Below are 14,173 nucleotides of genomic sequence, written 5' to 3'. Positions count from 1 at the left end.
TCTCCGTGAAAGGGATGCAGTGACCGAAACGAACGATGCCTGGCCGGAACTCGTCGTGGACTCGTGGCAGGACACCCGCGACACCGTGCACATGTGGACGCAGATCGTCGGCAAGGTGCGCATGGCTCTGGCTCCGCCGCTCAACCACTGGTGGGGCGTGACGTCCTACGTCGATGCGTCCGGACTCACCACCTCGCTCATGCCGTACCGCGGCGGCGGAGTCGAGATCCGCTTCGACTTCCTCCGACACCGGCTGACCATCGAGACCACGTGGGGCGACGCACGCGAGATGGAGTTGCGGCCGCGCACGGTCGCGGACTTCCACGACGAGTTCTTCGCCCACCTCGAGGCGCTCGGGGTCCACGTCTCGATCATGGGCTCCCCCGTCGAGGTCGACCCGTCGATTCCGTTCGCCGAGGACACCGTGCATTCCAGCTACGACGCCGAAGCGATGACGCGATACTGGCGCTCGCTGGTGTCGGCTCATCGGGTGTTCTCCGCGTTCCGCGGCGGGTTCCGCGGGAAGTCCAGTCCGTCCCACTTCTTCTGGGGGGCCTTCGACCTGGCTGTGACCCGGTTCTCGGGTCGCCCCGCGGCGCAGCATCCGGGCGGGGTGCCCAACTGCCCCGACTGGGTGATGCACGAGGCCTACAACGAGGAGGTGTCGAGCGCCGGGTACTGGCCCGGCGGGGCGTCGGAGGGCATCTTCTACTCGTACGCCTACCCGCAACCCGACGGCTTCGACACCGCGGTCGTCGAGCCGGCGCAGGCGTACTTCGATCGCGATCTCGGCGAGTTCGTGCTCCCCTACTCGGCGGTGCGTGAGGCCGAGGACGGCGATGCCCTGCTGCGGGAGTTCCTCGAGAGCACTGCACGCATCGCCGCGGACCTCGCGGAGTGGCCCGACGGTCAGGGCAGGATCGAGTCCACGTAGCCGCCGTCGACGCGCAGTGCGCCGCCCGTGGTGGCCGACGCGAGAGGTGAACTGAGGTAGACCACCATGTTGGCGATCTCCTCGGGCTCGATGAGTCGCTGGATCAGGCTCTGCGGGCGGTACTTCACCATGAACTCGTGCTGCGCCTCGTCCCACGGCAACTCGTCGCCCACCAGATCGCGGACGAAGGTCTCGACACCTCCCGTGTGTGTCGGTCCGGCGATGACGGAGTTGACGGTCACGCCCGAGCCGGCCGCCTCCTTCGCGAAGCCGCGCGACACCGCGAGCAGCGCGGTCTTGGACATGCCGTAATGGACCATCTCGGCCGGAATCACGACGGCCGAGTCGCTGGCGATCGACAGGATCCGGCCCCAGCGCCGGTCCTTCATACCCGGAAGGTAGGCGCGGATCAGACGCACGGCGGCGAGGACGTTGACCTCGAAATAGCGGCGCCACTCGTCGTCGTCGATCTCCAGAGCCGGTGTGGCGCCGAAGATTCCGAGATTGTTCACCAGGACGTCGACATCGGGGTGTGCCTGCACCAGGGCGCGTGTGCCGTCCTCCGTGCTGACGTCCGCCGGGGCCGCGACGACCGTCGCGTCGGGTACCTCCGCGGTGAGACGGTCGAGTGCCGCACCGACGGACGCGTCGGACCGGCCGTTGATCAGCACGGTCGCTCCCGCTCGGGCGAGGCCGACGGCGATGGCGTAGCCGATGCCCTGCGTGGAACCCGTGACGAGGGCTGTCCGGCCGCTCAGATCGATCTGCATGTGTCCTCCTGGTGTCAGGTACGGGTCAGCAGCATCGGCAGGTGGTCTATTCCTGCCTCCAGATAGTTCGGCCCGGTGCGCACGAAGCCGAGGCGCCCGTACCACTCCTCCAGGTAGGCCTGAGCGGAGATCGCGACGTCGGTGCCCGCGAACTCGATCGCCGCCCGCACCAGGTCGGCGGCCAGCCCGCGTCCGCGTGCCGCCGACGCCGTGGCGACGCGGCCGATGTGGGCCGGCACCTCGTCCTGCAACACCCGCAGTGTCGCGAGCACGTCGCCGTTCGGCTCCTCCGACCAGAACAAGGTGGTCGTGGGTTCGAGATCGCGCCCGTCGATCTCCTGCTCGCCGACGATGCCCTGCTCGTGGATGAACACCTCGGTGCGCAACTGCAGGACGCGGTACAGCGCAACAGGATCGACGTCTCGAACGGTGGCGTGATGGATGCGGGTCACCGCACCACTATCCCAGGGCCGCGAACCCCACCGGATCCGAGAGCAGGGTCGCGACGGTGGACAGAAATGTCGAGCCCTGTTCGCCGTCGACGAGCCGGTGATCGAACGACAGACTGAGGGTCGTGACGTGCCGCAGCGCGATCTCCCCGCGGTACTCCCACGGCTGACGCCGGACGGCCCCGAAGCACAGGATGGCGGCTTCGCCGGGCGTGAGGATCGGTGTGCCCGAATCGATGCCGAACACGCCGATGTTGGTGATCGTGATGGTCCCGTCGGCGAGCTCCGCCGGACCGGTCTTCCCCTCCTTGGCGACGGCGGTGAGCGCGGACAGTGACGAGCACAGGTCGCGGAATCCGAGTGTCTGCGCGTTCTTGATGTTGGGAACCATCAGCCCGCGCGGTGTCGCCGCGGCGATACCGAGGTTCACGTACTTCTTGGTGACGATCTCGTTCGCCGCCTCGTCCCACGACGAGTTGAGGCTCGGGTGCTCCCGAACGGCGATGAGCAGGGCCTTCGCGACGAGAGCGAGCGGCGTCACGCGGACACCGGCCAGCAGTGGGCTCGCCTTCAGCTCGTCGAGCAACTCCATCATCGGTGTGACGTCGACGGTGACGAACTCGGTGACGTGCGGCGCGGTGAACGCGCTGCGCACCATGGCCTCGGCGGTGTGCTTGCGGACGCCCTTGATCGGCGTGCGCTTCTCGTCCGCGTGCGGCGCGGAGGAGACGGCCAGGTCGTCGCGGGTCACGTTGCCGTGCGGTCCCGTCGGGGCCACGGTCGCGAGGTCGATACCGCGCTCGCGCGCTTCCTTGCGTACCGGCGGCGCGGCCAGGGGCCGACGACTCGATGTCTCCTCCGCGACGCCGTAGCCGACGAGGACGGGCGTCCGCGTCGGCGCGGCCCCGACCGTCTCGGACTCCGCCTTCTCGACCGACGGCTCGGGACGCGCGTCGGCTGCCGCCTCGTCGGCGGTGTCGGGCGAGGCCGGACCGGTCGTCGCCGGACCCGCCACCTCGATGTCGAGGAACGGTGCGCCCACGTCGATGGTGGTGCCCTCCTCGGCGTGCCGCGCCACGACCACGCCGGCATAGGGAGACGGCAGTTCGACGGACGCCTTCGCGGTCTCGACCTCGGCGATGGTCTGGTTGAGCGTGATGGTGTCGCCGACGTCGACCGACCAGGTGAGCAGCTCGGCGTCGGCGAGCCCCTCGCCGAGGTCCGGCAGCAGGAATGTCTTGACCGTGGACATGGCGGATGCTCCTCGTGAGTGCACTCGTGAACGCTGTGTGTCAGATCACACAATCACCACGCCGCACAGTGCGCAAGAGACGGCCGACCGAGTGAGCACGATGACCAACGGCGGCGGTCGAGCGAGGCAGTCGGTCGTGCACCGTGCGTCAGCGCAGTGCGGCCACGATCTCGCGCGCGGTGTTCTGGTGACTCGCCGCCGTGGGGTGCAGGGGCACCACCGCGTCCGGAGACGTTGGCACCGCGCCGACCATCCAGCTGTCGGCGGCGCACACGTCGTGGTCACGGGTGGTCGGCGCGAGGTCGACGAACGTGGCGTCGTGCGCGACGGCGGCGCGACTCATCACCGAGTTGAGCTGATCGATGCGGGCCTGTAGGTAGGTCGCGTCCGCGGGCCGCACGGGCTGCGAGTCGAGGCAGCCGCCGGGCCGGATGCCGGTGGGATACCCGACCATCACCACCTGCGCGGCCGGCGCCCGGCGGGCGATCTCGTCGAGGATCGTGTCGTACGTCGCGGCGAACGCGTCGATACGGTCGCTGTAGGTGTCCGGACGATCGGAGCACGATGGCGTCAGAGGAGCCGGGAGCACGCTGATACAGCCCGCCGCGAGCTGAACCAACTGGATGTCGTTGCCGCCGATTCCCAGGGTGACGAGCGTGGTGTCCGGACCGAGCGCGTCGAACTGCGGTGCGGCGACTCCGCCGCCGAGCCCGGTCTGCGGTCCCGCGAGGTTCTCGCTCTCCGCGGCGCCGCACGTCACGTCGCGCACCGTGTCGATGCCGAGTTCGCGAGCGACGAGCGTGGGGTAGTTCACCGCGGACCGGCCGCAGATCCCGGACGGTGTCTGCGGTGCGATTCCGCTGCCGGCAGAGAACGAATCTCCTAGCGCGACATACGCACCGGGTGCCGGCGCGGCGGCCGCGGGAGCGGCGGACAGAGTGCTCGCGGCGGCGGCAGCCGCCACTGCGACGACGAGTCGGCGTGTCGACATGCGCGCAGTCCTAGTCGGCGTCGTTCGATGCTTCCGACTCCGCGACGTCGGGTGCGTTCTCCCGCGTCGCCATACCGCCGGCGCCGCCCTGATCGGCGGGTCCGGGACGACCGCCCTTGGGCTCGTCGGTGGAGTCGTTCGTCGTCGTCTTCTCGGCCATGGACTCAGCGTAAACGGCCGTGGCGCCGTCGGACGACGAAAGGTCGGGACCGGGTGCGCGCATCCCTACCGCCGCCAGTTCGAGCGCCGCGAGCGAGCGGACCACGGCTGGGTCGCCCGCGCGCCAGGCGCCGGCGGGATCGGGATGGATGTGCGTCAGTTCCGTCAGCGGTCGCCGTGCGAGAGCACGCAGCGCGAAGAGGTCGAGGTCGGCGCCGGACCGGAGAAGCGCCGCCGCGGCGGTGGCCTGCCGGGCGAAGCGGATCCGCCGCGGGAGCCACAGGAGCAGCAGCGCGACGATGGGGAGCAGGGCGACGGTGACACCGAGGAACGACGCCAGCGCCTCGACCGCCGCGACCTGCGCCTCACCTGCGCCGCGCAGTGCGGCGCCGGCGTCCCCGGCCCGGTCGAACGGTGTGCGGACGTCGTCACCGATGAGTGGGACGGAGGACACCCGTTCGCCCGCGGACCGGAGATTGTTCTCCAGTCCGCTTCCGGCGTCGGCGATCTCGCGTCCGGGCGCCGCCAACGCCATCACCGCGTCGTGCAGCGCCAGGCCCACCCGGATCCAGACCACGGTCCACACCGCGACCACCACGTCGGCGACCACCTGGCGGGTCCGGCGGGCGGGCAGCTCCGAGTAGAGGGTCATCACACGGACTCCGACCAGACGCCTGTCGCGAGGAAGTGGTCGATGCTGGCGCGGTGTGCGTCGAGGTTCATGCCGTGGCTTCTCACCCAGGCGTCGTCGTAGTAGGTGCCCTCGTAGCGCTCTCCCCCGTCGCACAGCAGCGTGACGATGCTCCCCTGCTCTCCGCGAGCCTTCATGTCCGCTGCCAACCGGAACGCGCCGACGAGGTTGGTCCCGGTCGATCCACCGGCGTGCAGGCCCGTCACCTGGTCGAGCATGCGGACGGCCGCCACCGAGGCGGCGTCGGGGATCTGCACCATGTGCTCGATGACGGCGGGGACGAACGACGGCTCGACGCGGGGCCGACCGATTCCCTCGATGCGCGATCCGGTGCCGACGGCGTCACGGGTGTCGTCGCGCCACGCCTCGAAGAACGCGGATCCCTCGGGGTCGACGACACACACCCGGGTGGGCACGCGCCGGTAGCGGCAGTACCGGCCGATGGTCGCGCTGGTGCCACCGGTGCCGGCGCCGACCACCACCCAGGTGGGGACGGGGAACCGTTCGAGGGCCATCTGATCGAAGATGGAGGCGGCGATGCTGTTGTTGCCGCGCCAGTCGGTGACCACCGACGCATTGGTGAACTGGTCGAGATACAGCCAGTCCTTCTGCGCACCCAGTTCCTCCGCGACGTCGTACACGGCACCCGAGTGCTCGACGAGGCGACAGATGCCGCCGTAGCGCTCGATCAGCGCGATCTTCGTCGGGCTGGTGGTGGCCGGCATGACCGCGACGAACTCGAGGCCGATGAGCCGGGCGAAGTACGCCTCCGACACGGCGGTCGACCCGGACGACGCCTCGACGAGCGTGGTGCGGGGCCCGATGTCCCCGTTGGCCAGGCCGAAGAGGAAGAGCGACCGCGCGAGCCGATGCTTGAGCGATCCGGTGGGGTGGACCGACTCGTCCTTGAGGTAGAGATCGATGCCCCACTCGGCCGGCAGTGGGAAGGGATGCAGATGAGTGTCCGCGCTGCGGTTCGCGTCGGCCTCGACGATGCGCAGCGCGTTCTCCACCCAGGAACGGTCCTCGATTCTCATGACGGTCATTCTGTCCGACGCGCGGCCCCGCTCGGTGGTTGACTGCGGTGGTCAGGGGGAACTCGACCTGTCGAGCCCCCACCTTCACGAGAGGCACCTGTGACGATCGCATACATCAATGCCATCTCGACCGCCGTTCCCGAGCACGACGTCCACGACGACTTCGTCGCCTACGCCGACAGCACGTTCACGCTGCGACGTAAGCAATTGCTGTTCCGCCGCATGGCGGATCGCGCGCAGATCTCGCACCGGTGGTCCGCGTTCCCGTCCATCGCCAGTTTCTACGGCGACGATCCCAACGCCGTCGACACGCAGGCGCGGATGCAGGAGTTCGAGCGCACCGCTCCCGGACTCGCCGTTCGTGCCGTCGACGGGCTCGGCCTCGGCGAAACGGCAGGGGACATCACCCATCTCATCGTCCTGACATGTACCGGGTTCTACACTCCGGGAATCGATTTCGAGATCATGAAGCAGTGCGGCGTGCCCACCACGGCAGAGCGCACCCAGGTCGGCTTCATGGGCTGCTTCGCCGGCATCAACGGTCTCAAGCTCGCCCACCACATAGTGCGCTCCGAGCCCGCCGCGAAGGTGCTCGTGGTCAGCGTCGAACTGTGCTCGCTGCACATGCAGCAGACCGACGATCTCGAGACGATGCTGTCGTTCCTGGTGTTCGGCGACGGCGCCGCGGCCGTGCTGGTCACTGCCGAGTCCACCGGTCTGGCCATGGACTCCTTCCAGGCCCTCATGATCGAGGACTCCCGCGACCTCATCACCTGGCGCATCGGCGGCATGGGGTTCGACATGGTGCTCTCCGGCAAGGTGCCGGGCTCGTTGTCACGCGCGTTGGACGAGACCACGATGAAGACGGTGCTCTCGGGGGCGGAGACGTCGTCGATCGACCTGTGGGCCGTGCATCCCGGTGGTCGCTCGATCCTCGACGCGGTGGAGGGCGCGCTGCACCTCGACGCAGACGCTCTGACGTCGTCGCGCCGCGTGCTCGAGAACTACGGCAACATGTCGTCGGCCACCGTGCTGTTCGTGCTCGCGGACATGCTCGAGCGGGGTGACACCGGGTCGGGATGCGCGATGGCGTTCGGCCCCGGACTCACCGCCGAGACCATGCTGTTCCACGCAGCCTGATCACCCCAGCCGTTCGATGGACCCAGCCGTTCCGTCAATCCAGCAGGCGCGTGGCTTCCTCGCGTAGTTCGATCTTGCGGATCTTGCCGGTCACGGTCATGGGGAAGGCATCCATGACGCGCAGGTAGCGCGGGATCTTGTATCGCGCGATGCGGCCGTCGCAGTAGCTCCGGAGATCGTCGACGGTCATGGCCGCCGCGCCCTCACGCAGACGGACGCAGGCCATCAGTTCCTCGCCGTACTTGTCGTCGGGCACACCGATGACCTGGGCGTCCAGGATGTCGGGGTGGGAGTACAGGAACTCCTCGATCTCACGGGGGTAGATGTTCTCGCCGCCGCGGATCACCATGTCCTTGATGCGCCCGGTGATGGCGACGTAGCCGTCGTCGTCCATGGTGCCGATGTCGCCCGTGTGCATCCAGTGCTCGGAATCGAGTGCCTCGGCGGTCTTCTCGGGGTCGTCCCAGTAACCGAGCATCACGGAGTACCCCCGTGTGCACAGTTCACCGGGCTCTCCGCGGGGAACCGTCTCCCCTGTGACGGGGTCGACGATCTTCACCTCGAGATGCGGTCCGACTCGTCCGACCGTGGACACGCGCTGCTCGATCGTGTCGTCGGAGCGGGTCTGCAGTGACACCGGGGAGGTCTCGGTCATCCCGTAACAGATGGAGACCTCCGCCATTCCCATGACGTCGATGACCTGCTTCATCACCTCGGTGGGACAGGGTGATCCGGCCATGATGCCCGTGCGCAGCGACCGAAGATCGTGCTCCGCCAGGTCGGGAACGGCCAGTTCCGCGATGAACATGGTGGGAACTCCGTAGAGCGAGGTGCACCGCTCGGCGGAGACCGCGGCCAGTGTCGCTGCCGGATCGAACGACGGTCCCGGGATCACCATGGTCGAACCGTGCGAGGTGCAGGCGAGGTTTCCCATCACCATCCCGAAGCAGTGATAGAACGGCACGGGAATGCAGACACTGTCCGCCTCGGTGTAATGGCAGAGCTCGCCGACGAAGTAGCCGTTGTTCAGGATGTTGCGGTGGCTCAGCGTCGCGCCCTTGGGGAATCCCGTGGTGCCGGAGGTGTACTGGATGTTGATGGCGTCGTCGGGACCGAGTTCGGCAGTGCGCCGGTCGAGTTCGTCCACATCGACGGACTCACCGTCGGTGACGAGGTCGCTCCAGTCGTCGGTGCCGATGTACACGACGTGGGCCAGATCGGTGCACTCGCCGCGCACGGCGTCGATCATCGAGGCGTAGTCCGAGGTGCCGTGCGCCCGGACCGCCACCAGCATGGTGGCGCCGGACTGGTCGAGCACGTACTGCAGCTCGTGCGCACGGTAGGCAGGGTTGATGGTCACCAGCACCGCGCCGATCTTCGCGGTGGCGTACTGGACGATGGTCCACTCCGGGCAGTTCGGTGCCCAGATCCCCACGCGATCCCCGCGACGGATTCCGCGCGCGAGCAGGCCGCGGGCGAGATCGTCGACGTCGGATCGCAACTCGTCGTACGTCCACCGGCGACCGGACGCGACGTCCACGAGAGCGTCCGACGAGCCCACCCGCGCGGCGGTGCGATCGAAGTTCCGTCCGATCGTCTCGTCGAGCAGTGGCGTGTCGGTCGGGCCGGACGAGTAGGAAGTCTGCGGTGACAAAGTCGCTCCTCGAGGCTCGGGTACCTCCGCGACGGTAATCCATGGGACGGCCGCCCGTCTGCGGTTTCCCCGATTTCGGTTAATCATGATTCATCGAAGTGGCGGTGGTTTCGTTCGGCGTTCACCGGGGGTCCCTATGCTTCGTCGATGCCGCTGCAACGACGACTGAGCACGCGCGACGCCGTCGTCATCGGCGTGGGGTCGATGGTCGGCGCCGGGGTGTTCTCCGCCTTCGGCCCGGCCGCGGCGGCCGCGGGTGGCGGGCTGCTGGTCGGGCTCGCCGTCGCCGCCGTCGTGGCGTTCTGCAACGCGACGTCGACTGCCCAGCTCGCCGCGGTGCACCCCACGTCCGGCGGCGCCTACGCCTACGGGCGAGCGCGACTCGGTGACCGGTGGGGCTTCCTGGCGGGCTGGAGCTTCGTGGTCGGCAAGACCGCGAGTTGTGCCGCCATGGCCCTGACGTTCGGCGCGTACGCGTGGCCCGAGCACGCACGGGCGCTCGCCGTGATCGCGGTGGTGGCGCTGGCGGCGGTCAACTGCCTGGGCATCACCCGCACCGCGTCGGTCACGCGCGTGCTCGTGGCGGTGGTGCTCGTCGTGCTCGTCGCGGCACTGATCGTCGGTGCGACCGGCTCGTCCACCGTGACGGGCGCCGGGTTCTCGGCGACCTCGGGTCCGGTGGGCGTTCTGCAGTCCGCGGGCATCCTGTTCTTCGCCTTCGCCGGGTACGCGCGCATCGCGACGCTCGGAGAGGAGGTGCGGGACCCGGCGCGCACCATCCCGCGCGCCGTGGTCGGCGCCCTCGCGTGCGCGATCGTGATCTACGCGGCCGTCGCAGTGATGCTGCTGCACGTTCTCGGGGCGGACGCACTCGCGCGCTCGACGGCTCCGGTGGCCGCGGCAATGGACGCGGTCGGGGCACACTGGGCGGGCCCGGTGGTGCGCGTCGGGGCATCGGCCGCGGCTCTCGGAGCCCTGCTGGGACTGATCGCGGGAATCGGCCGCACCACGATGGCGATGGCGCGGGAAGGGGACATGCCGCGATACCTCGCGCACGTCGACGAGCGCCGTTCGGTTCCGCGCGCCGCGGAGATCACCGTGGCCGCCGTGGTGGTGGTCGTGGTTCTCACGCTCGACGTGCGGAACGCGATCGGATTCTCGTCGTTCGGAGTTCTCGTCTATTACGCCGTGGCCAATGCCGCGGCATTCACGCAGACCGGTTCCGATCGCCGGTGGCCGCGGGCACTGCAGATGCTCGGGCTCTGCGGCTGCGTCCTGCTGGCGGTCACACTGCCCGCGGCGGCGGTGGTGGTCGGAATCGGGGTTCTGTCGGCAGGGTCGGCCGGACGGTGGATGCTGCAGCGCCGGCGCGCACTGCGGTCATGACATCACTACTGCCCTGACGTCACTGGGCGGAGTTGTACGCCTCTTCGACCTCGGCCGGAATACGTCCGCGGCTCGAGACCGTGTACCCGTTCTGATTCGCCCACTCGCGAATGGCTTTGGTCTGCAGAGGATCTCGCGGAGACGAGCCGACCTGCGTCGCCGTTCCGGTCGCCTTCTTCGCCGTGGCCTTCTTGCCACGTGACGACACCTTCGTGGCGTGCTCGGCCCAGTAATCGAGTTGCTTGCGGAACTCCTTGGCATTCTTCACACCGAGGTCGATCTCGTACTCCACACCGTCGACCGAGAAACCGATGGTCTCCCCTTTACCCGATTTGATGGGTGCGCCGTCGATATCGTCGACCAATTCCACGAAGACCTGTTTCGCCATGACGCTGTGGTTCCTTTCGATGATGAGTTCCCCGACCGAACCGGACATGGATTCATCGAGCCGTCGTCGACTCGTGGGTCCGACCACCATCGCGGTTCTTCCGCCAGAGTTTATCCATCTCGAAGCCCGATTAGCGAGTCACCGCCAATTCCGGTTCGATGTCGTGTACTCGTGCCGGTCCTTCGATACCGCACGGTTCGGTCGTTCGAGGTCACGCGGCTCGGGAAATATTCTCCGCCGGGCGGGCGTTCGCACCTGAGAAGTCTTCTTTTTCTCGAAAGGGTGAACGCACGTGGCCGTACCACTGTCCGTACTCGATCTCGCACAGGTCGGCGAGGGTGAAACTCCTCGAAGCAGTTTCGATGCCAGTGTCGCGTTGGCCCGCCTCGCGGAGGAGAGCGGATATCGGCGAGTCTGGTACGCGGAGCACCACAACATGCCCTCCATCGCGTCCTCGGCGACGTCGGTCCTCATCGCACACGTGGCCGCGCACACCTCGTCCATTCGCCTCGGATCGGGTGGAGTGATGTTGCCTAACCATTCTCCGCTGACCATTGCCGAGCAATTCGGAACGCTGGCCACACTCCATCCGGACCGTATCGATCTCGGTCTCGGCAGAGCGCCGGGTTCCGATCAGACCACCATGCGTGCTCTGCGCCGTGACCCGTCGTCGGCCGATTCCTTCCCGCAGGACGTTCTCGAACTCCAGGGCTACCTGTCGGGTTCGAGTCGGGTTCCGGGAGTGCAGGCAGTGCCGGGCGCGGGAACCGATGTGCCGCTCTACATTCTGGGATCCTCGCTCTTCGGTGCTCAGCTCGCAGCACATCTCGGCCTTCCGTATGCCAACGCGTCGCACTTCTCTCCCGACTCGCTCGAGGAGGCCGTGGCCGTCTATCGGGACACGTTCCAGCCGTCCGCACAGCTCGCCGAGCCCTACGTCATCGCCGCCGTCAACGCGACGGTCGCACCGACGTCCGCTCGCGCGCACGAGCTGTTCACGGCCGGTCTGCGGCGCCGGGTGGTGCAGATGGTGGGACGCGGCCGTTCCTTCTCCGAGGAGGAGGTCGACATGATCATGGACTCGCCCGCTGGCCGACAGATTCAGGGAATGGTGAAGTACTCGGCCGTCGGAACGCCGGCGGAGGCGTCGGACTACATCGATCGTTTCGCCGCGCACGCCCGGGCCGACGAGGTCATCGTCGCCAGCGGTATCGACGACACCGACGAGCGACTGCTCTCCTACCGCCTGCTCGCCGAGCAGCACCTGCACGCCACCGCGGCCTGACGCCGCACGACCGACGCCGCCCGCGCGATGACTTTTCCGCCCGGGCGGTGTCGGTAGTGGTGAGTGGCCCTGACGCCGGGGCCGACGACACCACACCAGGAGACACCATGTCCGGCATGATCTTCGTCAACACCTTCGTCCAGGACGTCGCCGCGAGCCGCGCGTTCTTCACGTCGCTGGGATTCTCTTTCAACGACACCTTCAGCGACGAGAACACCGCGTGCCTGATCGTCAACGAGCAGGCCGTCGTGATGCTGCTGAACGTCCCGCGCTTCAAGGATTTCATCCGCGACGACGTCGCGGACCTCTCCACCTCGCGCGAGATGCTGTTGGCAGTGTCGGCCGACAGCAAGGAGGCCGTCGACGCCATGGCCGACGCGGCGCTCGCCGCGGGCGGCAGTGACTGGATGGATCCGCAGGACCACGGCTTCATGTACGGGCGGTCGTTCCGCGACCTCGACGGTCACGTGTGGGAAGTGACCTGGATGGACCCGGCCGTCGCCTCGGGCGAGGCCACGCCTCCCGACATGTGAGCCGCGGCAGGTGACCCGGGCTCAGCCCGGGTACACCGGTGGCAGTCCGAACCGATCGAACAGCGTGAGATCGAAGAAGCACGCCACATGCGCGACGCGGGCGTCGATGATCTCGAGGACGTGCAGCTGGAACGGGCGGTGCACCCCGTCCTCTCCGAGCATGTAGAGGCCGAAGGCCGGCTGCCCGTTGGCGGTGGTCGCCATCATCCGCATCGACTCGGGGCCGGTCGCGGGACACTTCGTCGAGATGAGGGCGCCGATGTCGGCCGGGCCGCGGTACCACCCGGTGAACGGCGGCATCTCCCAGACAGCCTCTGCGGCGAAAAGTTTCACGATGCCGTCGATGTCGTACGTCTCGAATCCCTCGACGTAGCGTCGCAGCAACTCTCGCGTCTCCGGCAACTCCGGCTCGGACACGGAGTTCTCGTCGGGCATGATCGCCTCGATCTGGCCGCGCGCACGTTGCAGCAGGCTGTTGACTGCAGCAGTGGAGGTGCCGAGCAGTTCGGCCACCTCGGATGCTCTCCACTGCAACACCTCTCGGAGTACGAGGACGGCTCGCTGCCGCGCGGACAGATGCTGCAACGCGGCCACGAACGCGAGCCGCACCGATTCACGCGAGCCGATCAGCGATGCCGGGTCGTCGTCCACCGGATCGCCGAACGGCGGCGCCGGCTCGAGCCACGCGATCTCGTGGCGCTCGACCAGCTCGTCCGACGGATCGGACGACGGCGTACCCAGCCCCGACGGCATCGGTCGGCGCTTGCGGCCCTCGAGCGAGGTGAGGCAGGTGTTCGTGGCGATGCGGTAGAGCCACGTGCGCAGCGACGAGTCGCCCTTGAAGTTCGCGTACCCCTTCCACCCTCGGACCAGGGTGTCCTGCACCAGATCCTCCGCGTCGTGGATGGATCCGGTCATGCGGTAACAGTGCGCGAGGAGCTCGCGGCGGTACGGTTCCGCGAGAGTCATGAAGTCGTTGCCGAGCTCCTGCGTCGCAGTCATGCGAGGAGGATAGTCCTCGCAGGAACGACTCGCCGAGGAAAATTTCGGGGCTTCGTGATGAGTTTCCGTGGCGTACGCGGTCGACAGTCACATGACCACACACCTCACCCGCGCCACCACCACCGCACCGTCCCGCGGAGCCGTTCGAGCAGGATGGATCGTCAGCGCGCTGGTGGTCGTCTTCATGCTGTTCGACGCCGTGATCCATCTGCTGAACCTGGACGTCGTGAAGGACGCGTCCGCCGAACTCGGACTCCCCGTCGACATGGCCCCGAAGATCGGCGTCGTCTGCCTCGTGATCGTGACCCTGTACGTGATTCCGCGGACCGCGCCGCTGGGTGCCGTCCTGTTGACCGGCTACCTCGGTGGAGCGGTGATCACGAACTGGCGCACCGACCAGCCACTCGTCAGCACGGTGTTCTTCGCGATCTACGTCGGCATCGCCGCGTGGCTCGGACTCTGGCTGCGTGACGGCCGAGTCCGAGCCTTGCTCGCAGGCTGA

The 14,173-nt window shown here is 68.0% G+C and carries 15 protein-coding genes; 6 read left to right on the top strand and 9 right to left on the bottom strand.

What is annotated here, in order from left to right; genetic code table 11:
* The first annotated feature begins 19 nt into the window (after positions 1–19).
* Complete coding sequence (locus HQ314_RS10180; protein WP_222637884.1) at positions 20–934, top strand: DUF5996 family protein; 915 nt, start codon at positions 20–22, stop codon at positions 932–934.
* Here HQ314_RS10180 and HQ314_RS10175 read toward each other — a convergent pair.
* From HQ314_RS10175 to HQ314_RS10150, 6 genes are all read right to left on the bottom strand, one after another.
* Positions 910–1,704, bottom strand: a complete 795-nt coding sequence (locus HQ314_RS10175; protein ID WP_222649954.1) for an SDR family NAD(P)-dependent oxidoreductase — start codon at positions 1,702–1,704, stop codon at positions 910–912. The genes HQ314_RS10180 and HQ314_RS10175 overlap by 25 nt on opposite strands.
* A 14-nt stretch (positions 1,705–1,718) precedes the next feature.
* Positions 1,719–2,156 (bottom strand): GNAT family N-acetyltransferase, encoded by a 438-nt coding sequence (locus tag HQ314_RS10170; protein ID WP_222649953.1) that lies wholly within the window; start codon positions 2,154–2,156, stop codon positions 1,719–1,721.
* A gap of 7 nt (positions 2,157–2,163) precedes the next feature.
* Positions 2,164–3,405, bottom strand: coding sequence for a dihydrolipoamide acetyltransferase family protein (locus tag HQ314_RS10165; protein ID WP_222649952.1), 1,242 nt, complete (start codon positions 3,403–3,405; stop codon positions 2,164–2,166).
* Between the two features lie 148 nt (positions 3,406–3,553).
* Positions 3,554–4,396 carry an SGNH/GDSL hydrolase family protein gene (locus HQ314_RS10160; protein WP_222649951.1) on the bottom strand — a complete coding sequence of 281 codons (843 nt, stop codon included), beginning with the start codon at positions 4,394–4,396 and terminating at the stop codon, positions 3,554–3,556.
* 10 nt (positions 4,397–4,406) lie between these two features.
* Positions 4,407–5,210, bottom strand: coding sequence for a hypothetical protein (locus HQ314_RS10155; protein WP_222650101.1), 804 nt, complete (start codon positions 5,208–5,210; stop codon positions 4,407–4,409).
* Positions 5,207–6,292, bottom strand: a complete 1,086-nt coding sequence (locus HQ314_RS10150) for a PLP-dependent cysteine synthase family protein (protein WP_222649950.1) — start codon at positions 6,290–6,292, stop codon at positions 5,207–5,209. The genes HQ314_RS10155 and HQ314_RS10150 overlap by 4 nt, the downstream gene beginning before the upstream one ends.
* Before the next feature lie 90 nt (positions 6,293–6,382).
* On the opposite strand from HQ314_RS10150, the gene HQ314_RS10145 reads away from it, so the two are divergent.
* Positions 6,383–7,423 (top strand): type III polyketide synthase, encoded by a 1,041-nt coding sequence (locus HQ314_RS10145; protein WP_027506047.1) that lies wholly within the window; start codon positions 6,383–6,385, stop codon positions 7,421–7,423.
* 34 nt (positions 7,424–7,457) lie between these two features.
* Here HQ314_RS10145 and HQ314_RS10140 read toward each other — a convergent pair whose 3' ends face one another.
* On the bottom strand, positions 7,458–9,077 hold the full coding sequence (locus tag HQ314_RS10140; protein ID WP_027506048.1) for an AMP-binding protein: 1,620 nt from the start codon (positions 9,075–9,077) through the stop codon (positions 7,458–7,460).
* Positions 9,078–9,224: 147 nt separating this feature from the next.
* Here HQ314_RS10140 and HQ314_RS10135 point away from each other — a divergent pair, with 147 nt between their 5' ends.
* Positions 9,225–10,463, top strand: coding sequence for an APC family permease (locus tag HQ314_RS10135; protein ID WP_027506049.1), 1,239 nt, complete (start codon positions 9,225–9,227; stop codon positions 10,461–10,463).
* A 19-nt stretch (positions 10,464–10,482) separates the two neighbouring features.
* Here the strand turns inward: HQ314_RS10135 and HQ314_RS10130 are convergent, their stop codons facing one another.
* Positions 10,483–10,851: an Lsr2 family protein gene (locus tag HQ314_RS10130; RefSeq protein ID WP_222632680.1), complete on the bottom strand. Its 369-nt coding sequence runs from the start codon at positions 10,849–10,851 to the stop codon at positions 10,483–10,485.
* A 292-nt stretch (positions 10,852–11,143) separates the two neighbouring features.
* On the opposite strand from HQ314_RS10130, the gene HQ314_RS10125 reads away from it, so the two are divergent.
* Both HQ314_RS10125 and HQ314_RS10120 read left to right on the top strand, forming a co-directional pair.
* Positions 11,144–12,136 (top strand): LLM class flavin-dependent oxidoreductase, encoded by a 993-nt coding sequence (locus tag HQ314_RS10125; RefSeq protein ID WP_027506051.1) that lies wholly within the window; start codon positions 11,144–11,146, stop codon positions 12,134–12,136.
* A gap of 107 nt (positions 12,137–12,243) precedes the next feature.
* The gene (locus tag HQ314_RS10120; protein WP_027506052.1) at positions 12,244–12,669 is read left to right on the top strand and encodes a VOC family protein; all 426 of its coding nucleotides are present in this window, start codon (positions 12,244–12,246) and stop codon (positions 12,667–12,669) included.
* A 21-nt stretch (positions 12,670–12,690) separates the two neighbouring features.
* Here HQ314_RS10120 and HQ314_RS10115 read toward each other — a convergent pair whose 3' ends face one another.
* The gene (locus HQ314_RS10115) at positions 12,691–13,671 is read right to left on the bottom strand and encodes a sigma-70 family RNA polymerase sigma factor (protein WP_222649949.1); all 981 of its coding nucleotides are present in this window, start codon (positions 13,669–13,671) and stop codon (positions 12,691–12,693) included.
* A gap of 91 nt (positions 13,672–13,762) precedes the next feature.
* Between HQ314_RS10115 and HQ314_RS10110 the strand changes: the two genes are divergently transcribed.
* Positions 13,763–14,173 carry a DoxX family protein gene (locus HQ314_RS10110; RefSeq protein ID WP_027506054.1) on the top strand — a complete coding sequence of 137 codons (411 nt, stop codon included), beginning with the start codon at positions 13,763–13,765 and terminating at the stop codon, positions 14,171–14,173.

The organism is Rhodococcus sp. BP-332 (assembly GCF_019836065.1).
Lineage (GTDB): Bacteria > Actinomycetota > Actinomycetes > Mycobacteriales > Mycobacteriaceae > Rhodococcoides.
Note: the sequence above shows the minus strand (reverse complement) of the source record. Positions and strands in the feature narration are given on the sequence as shown.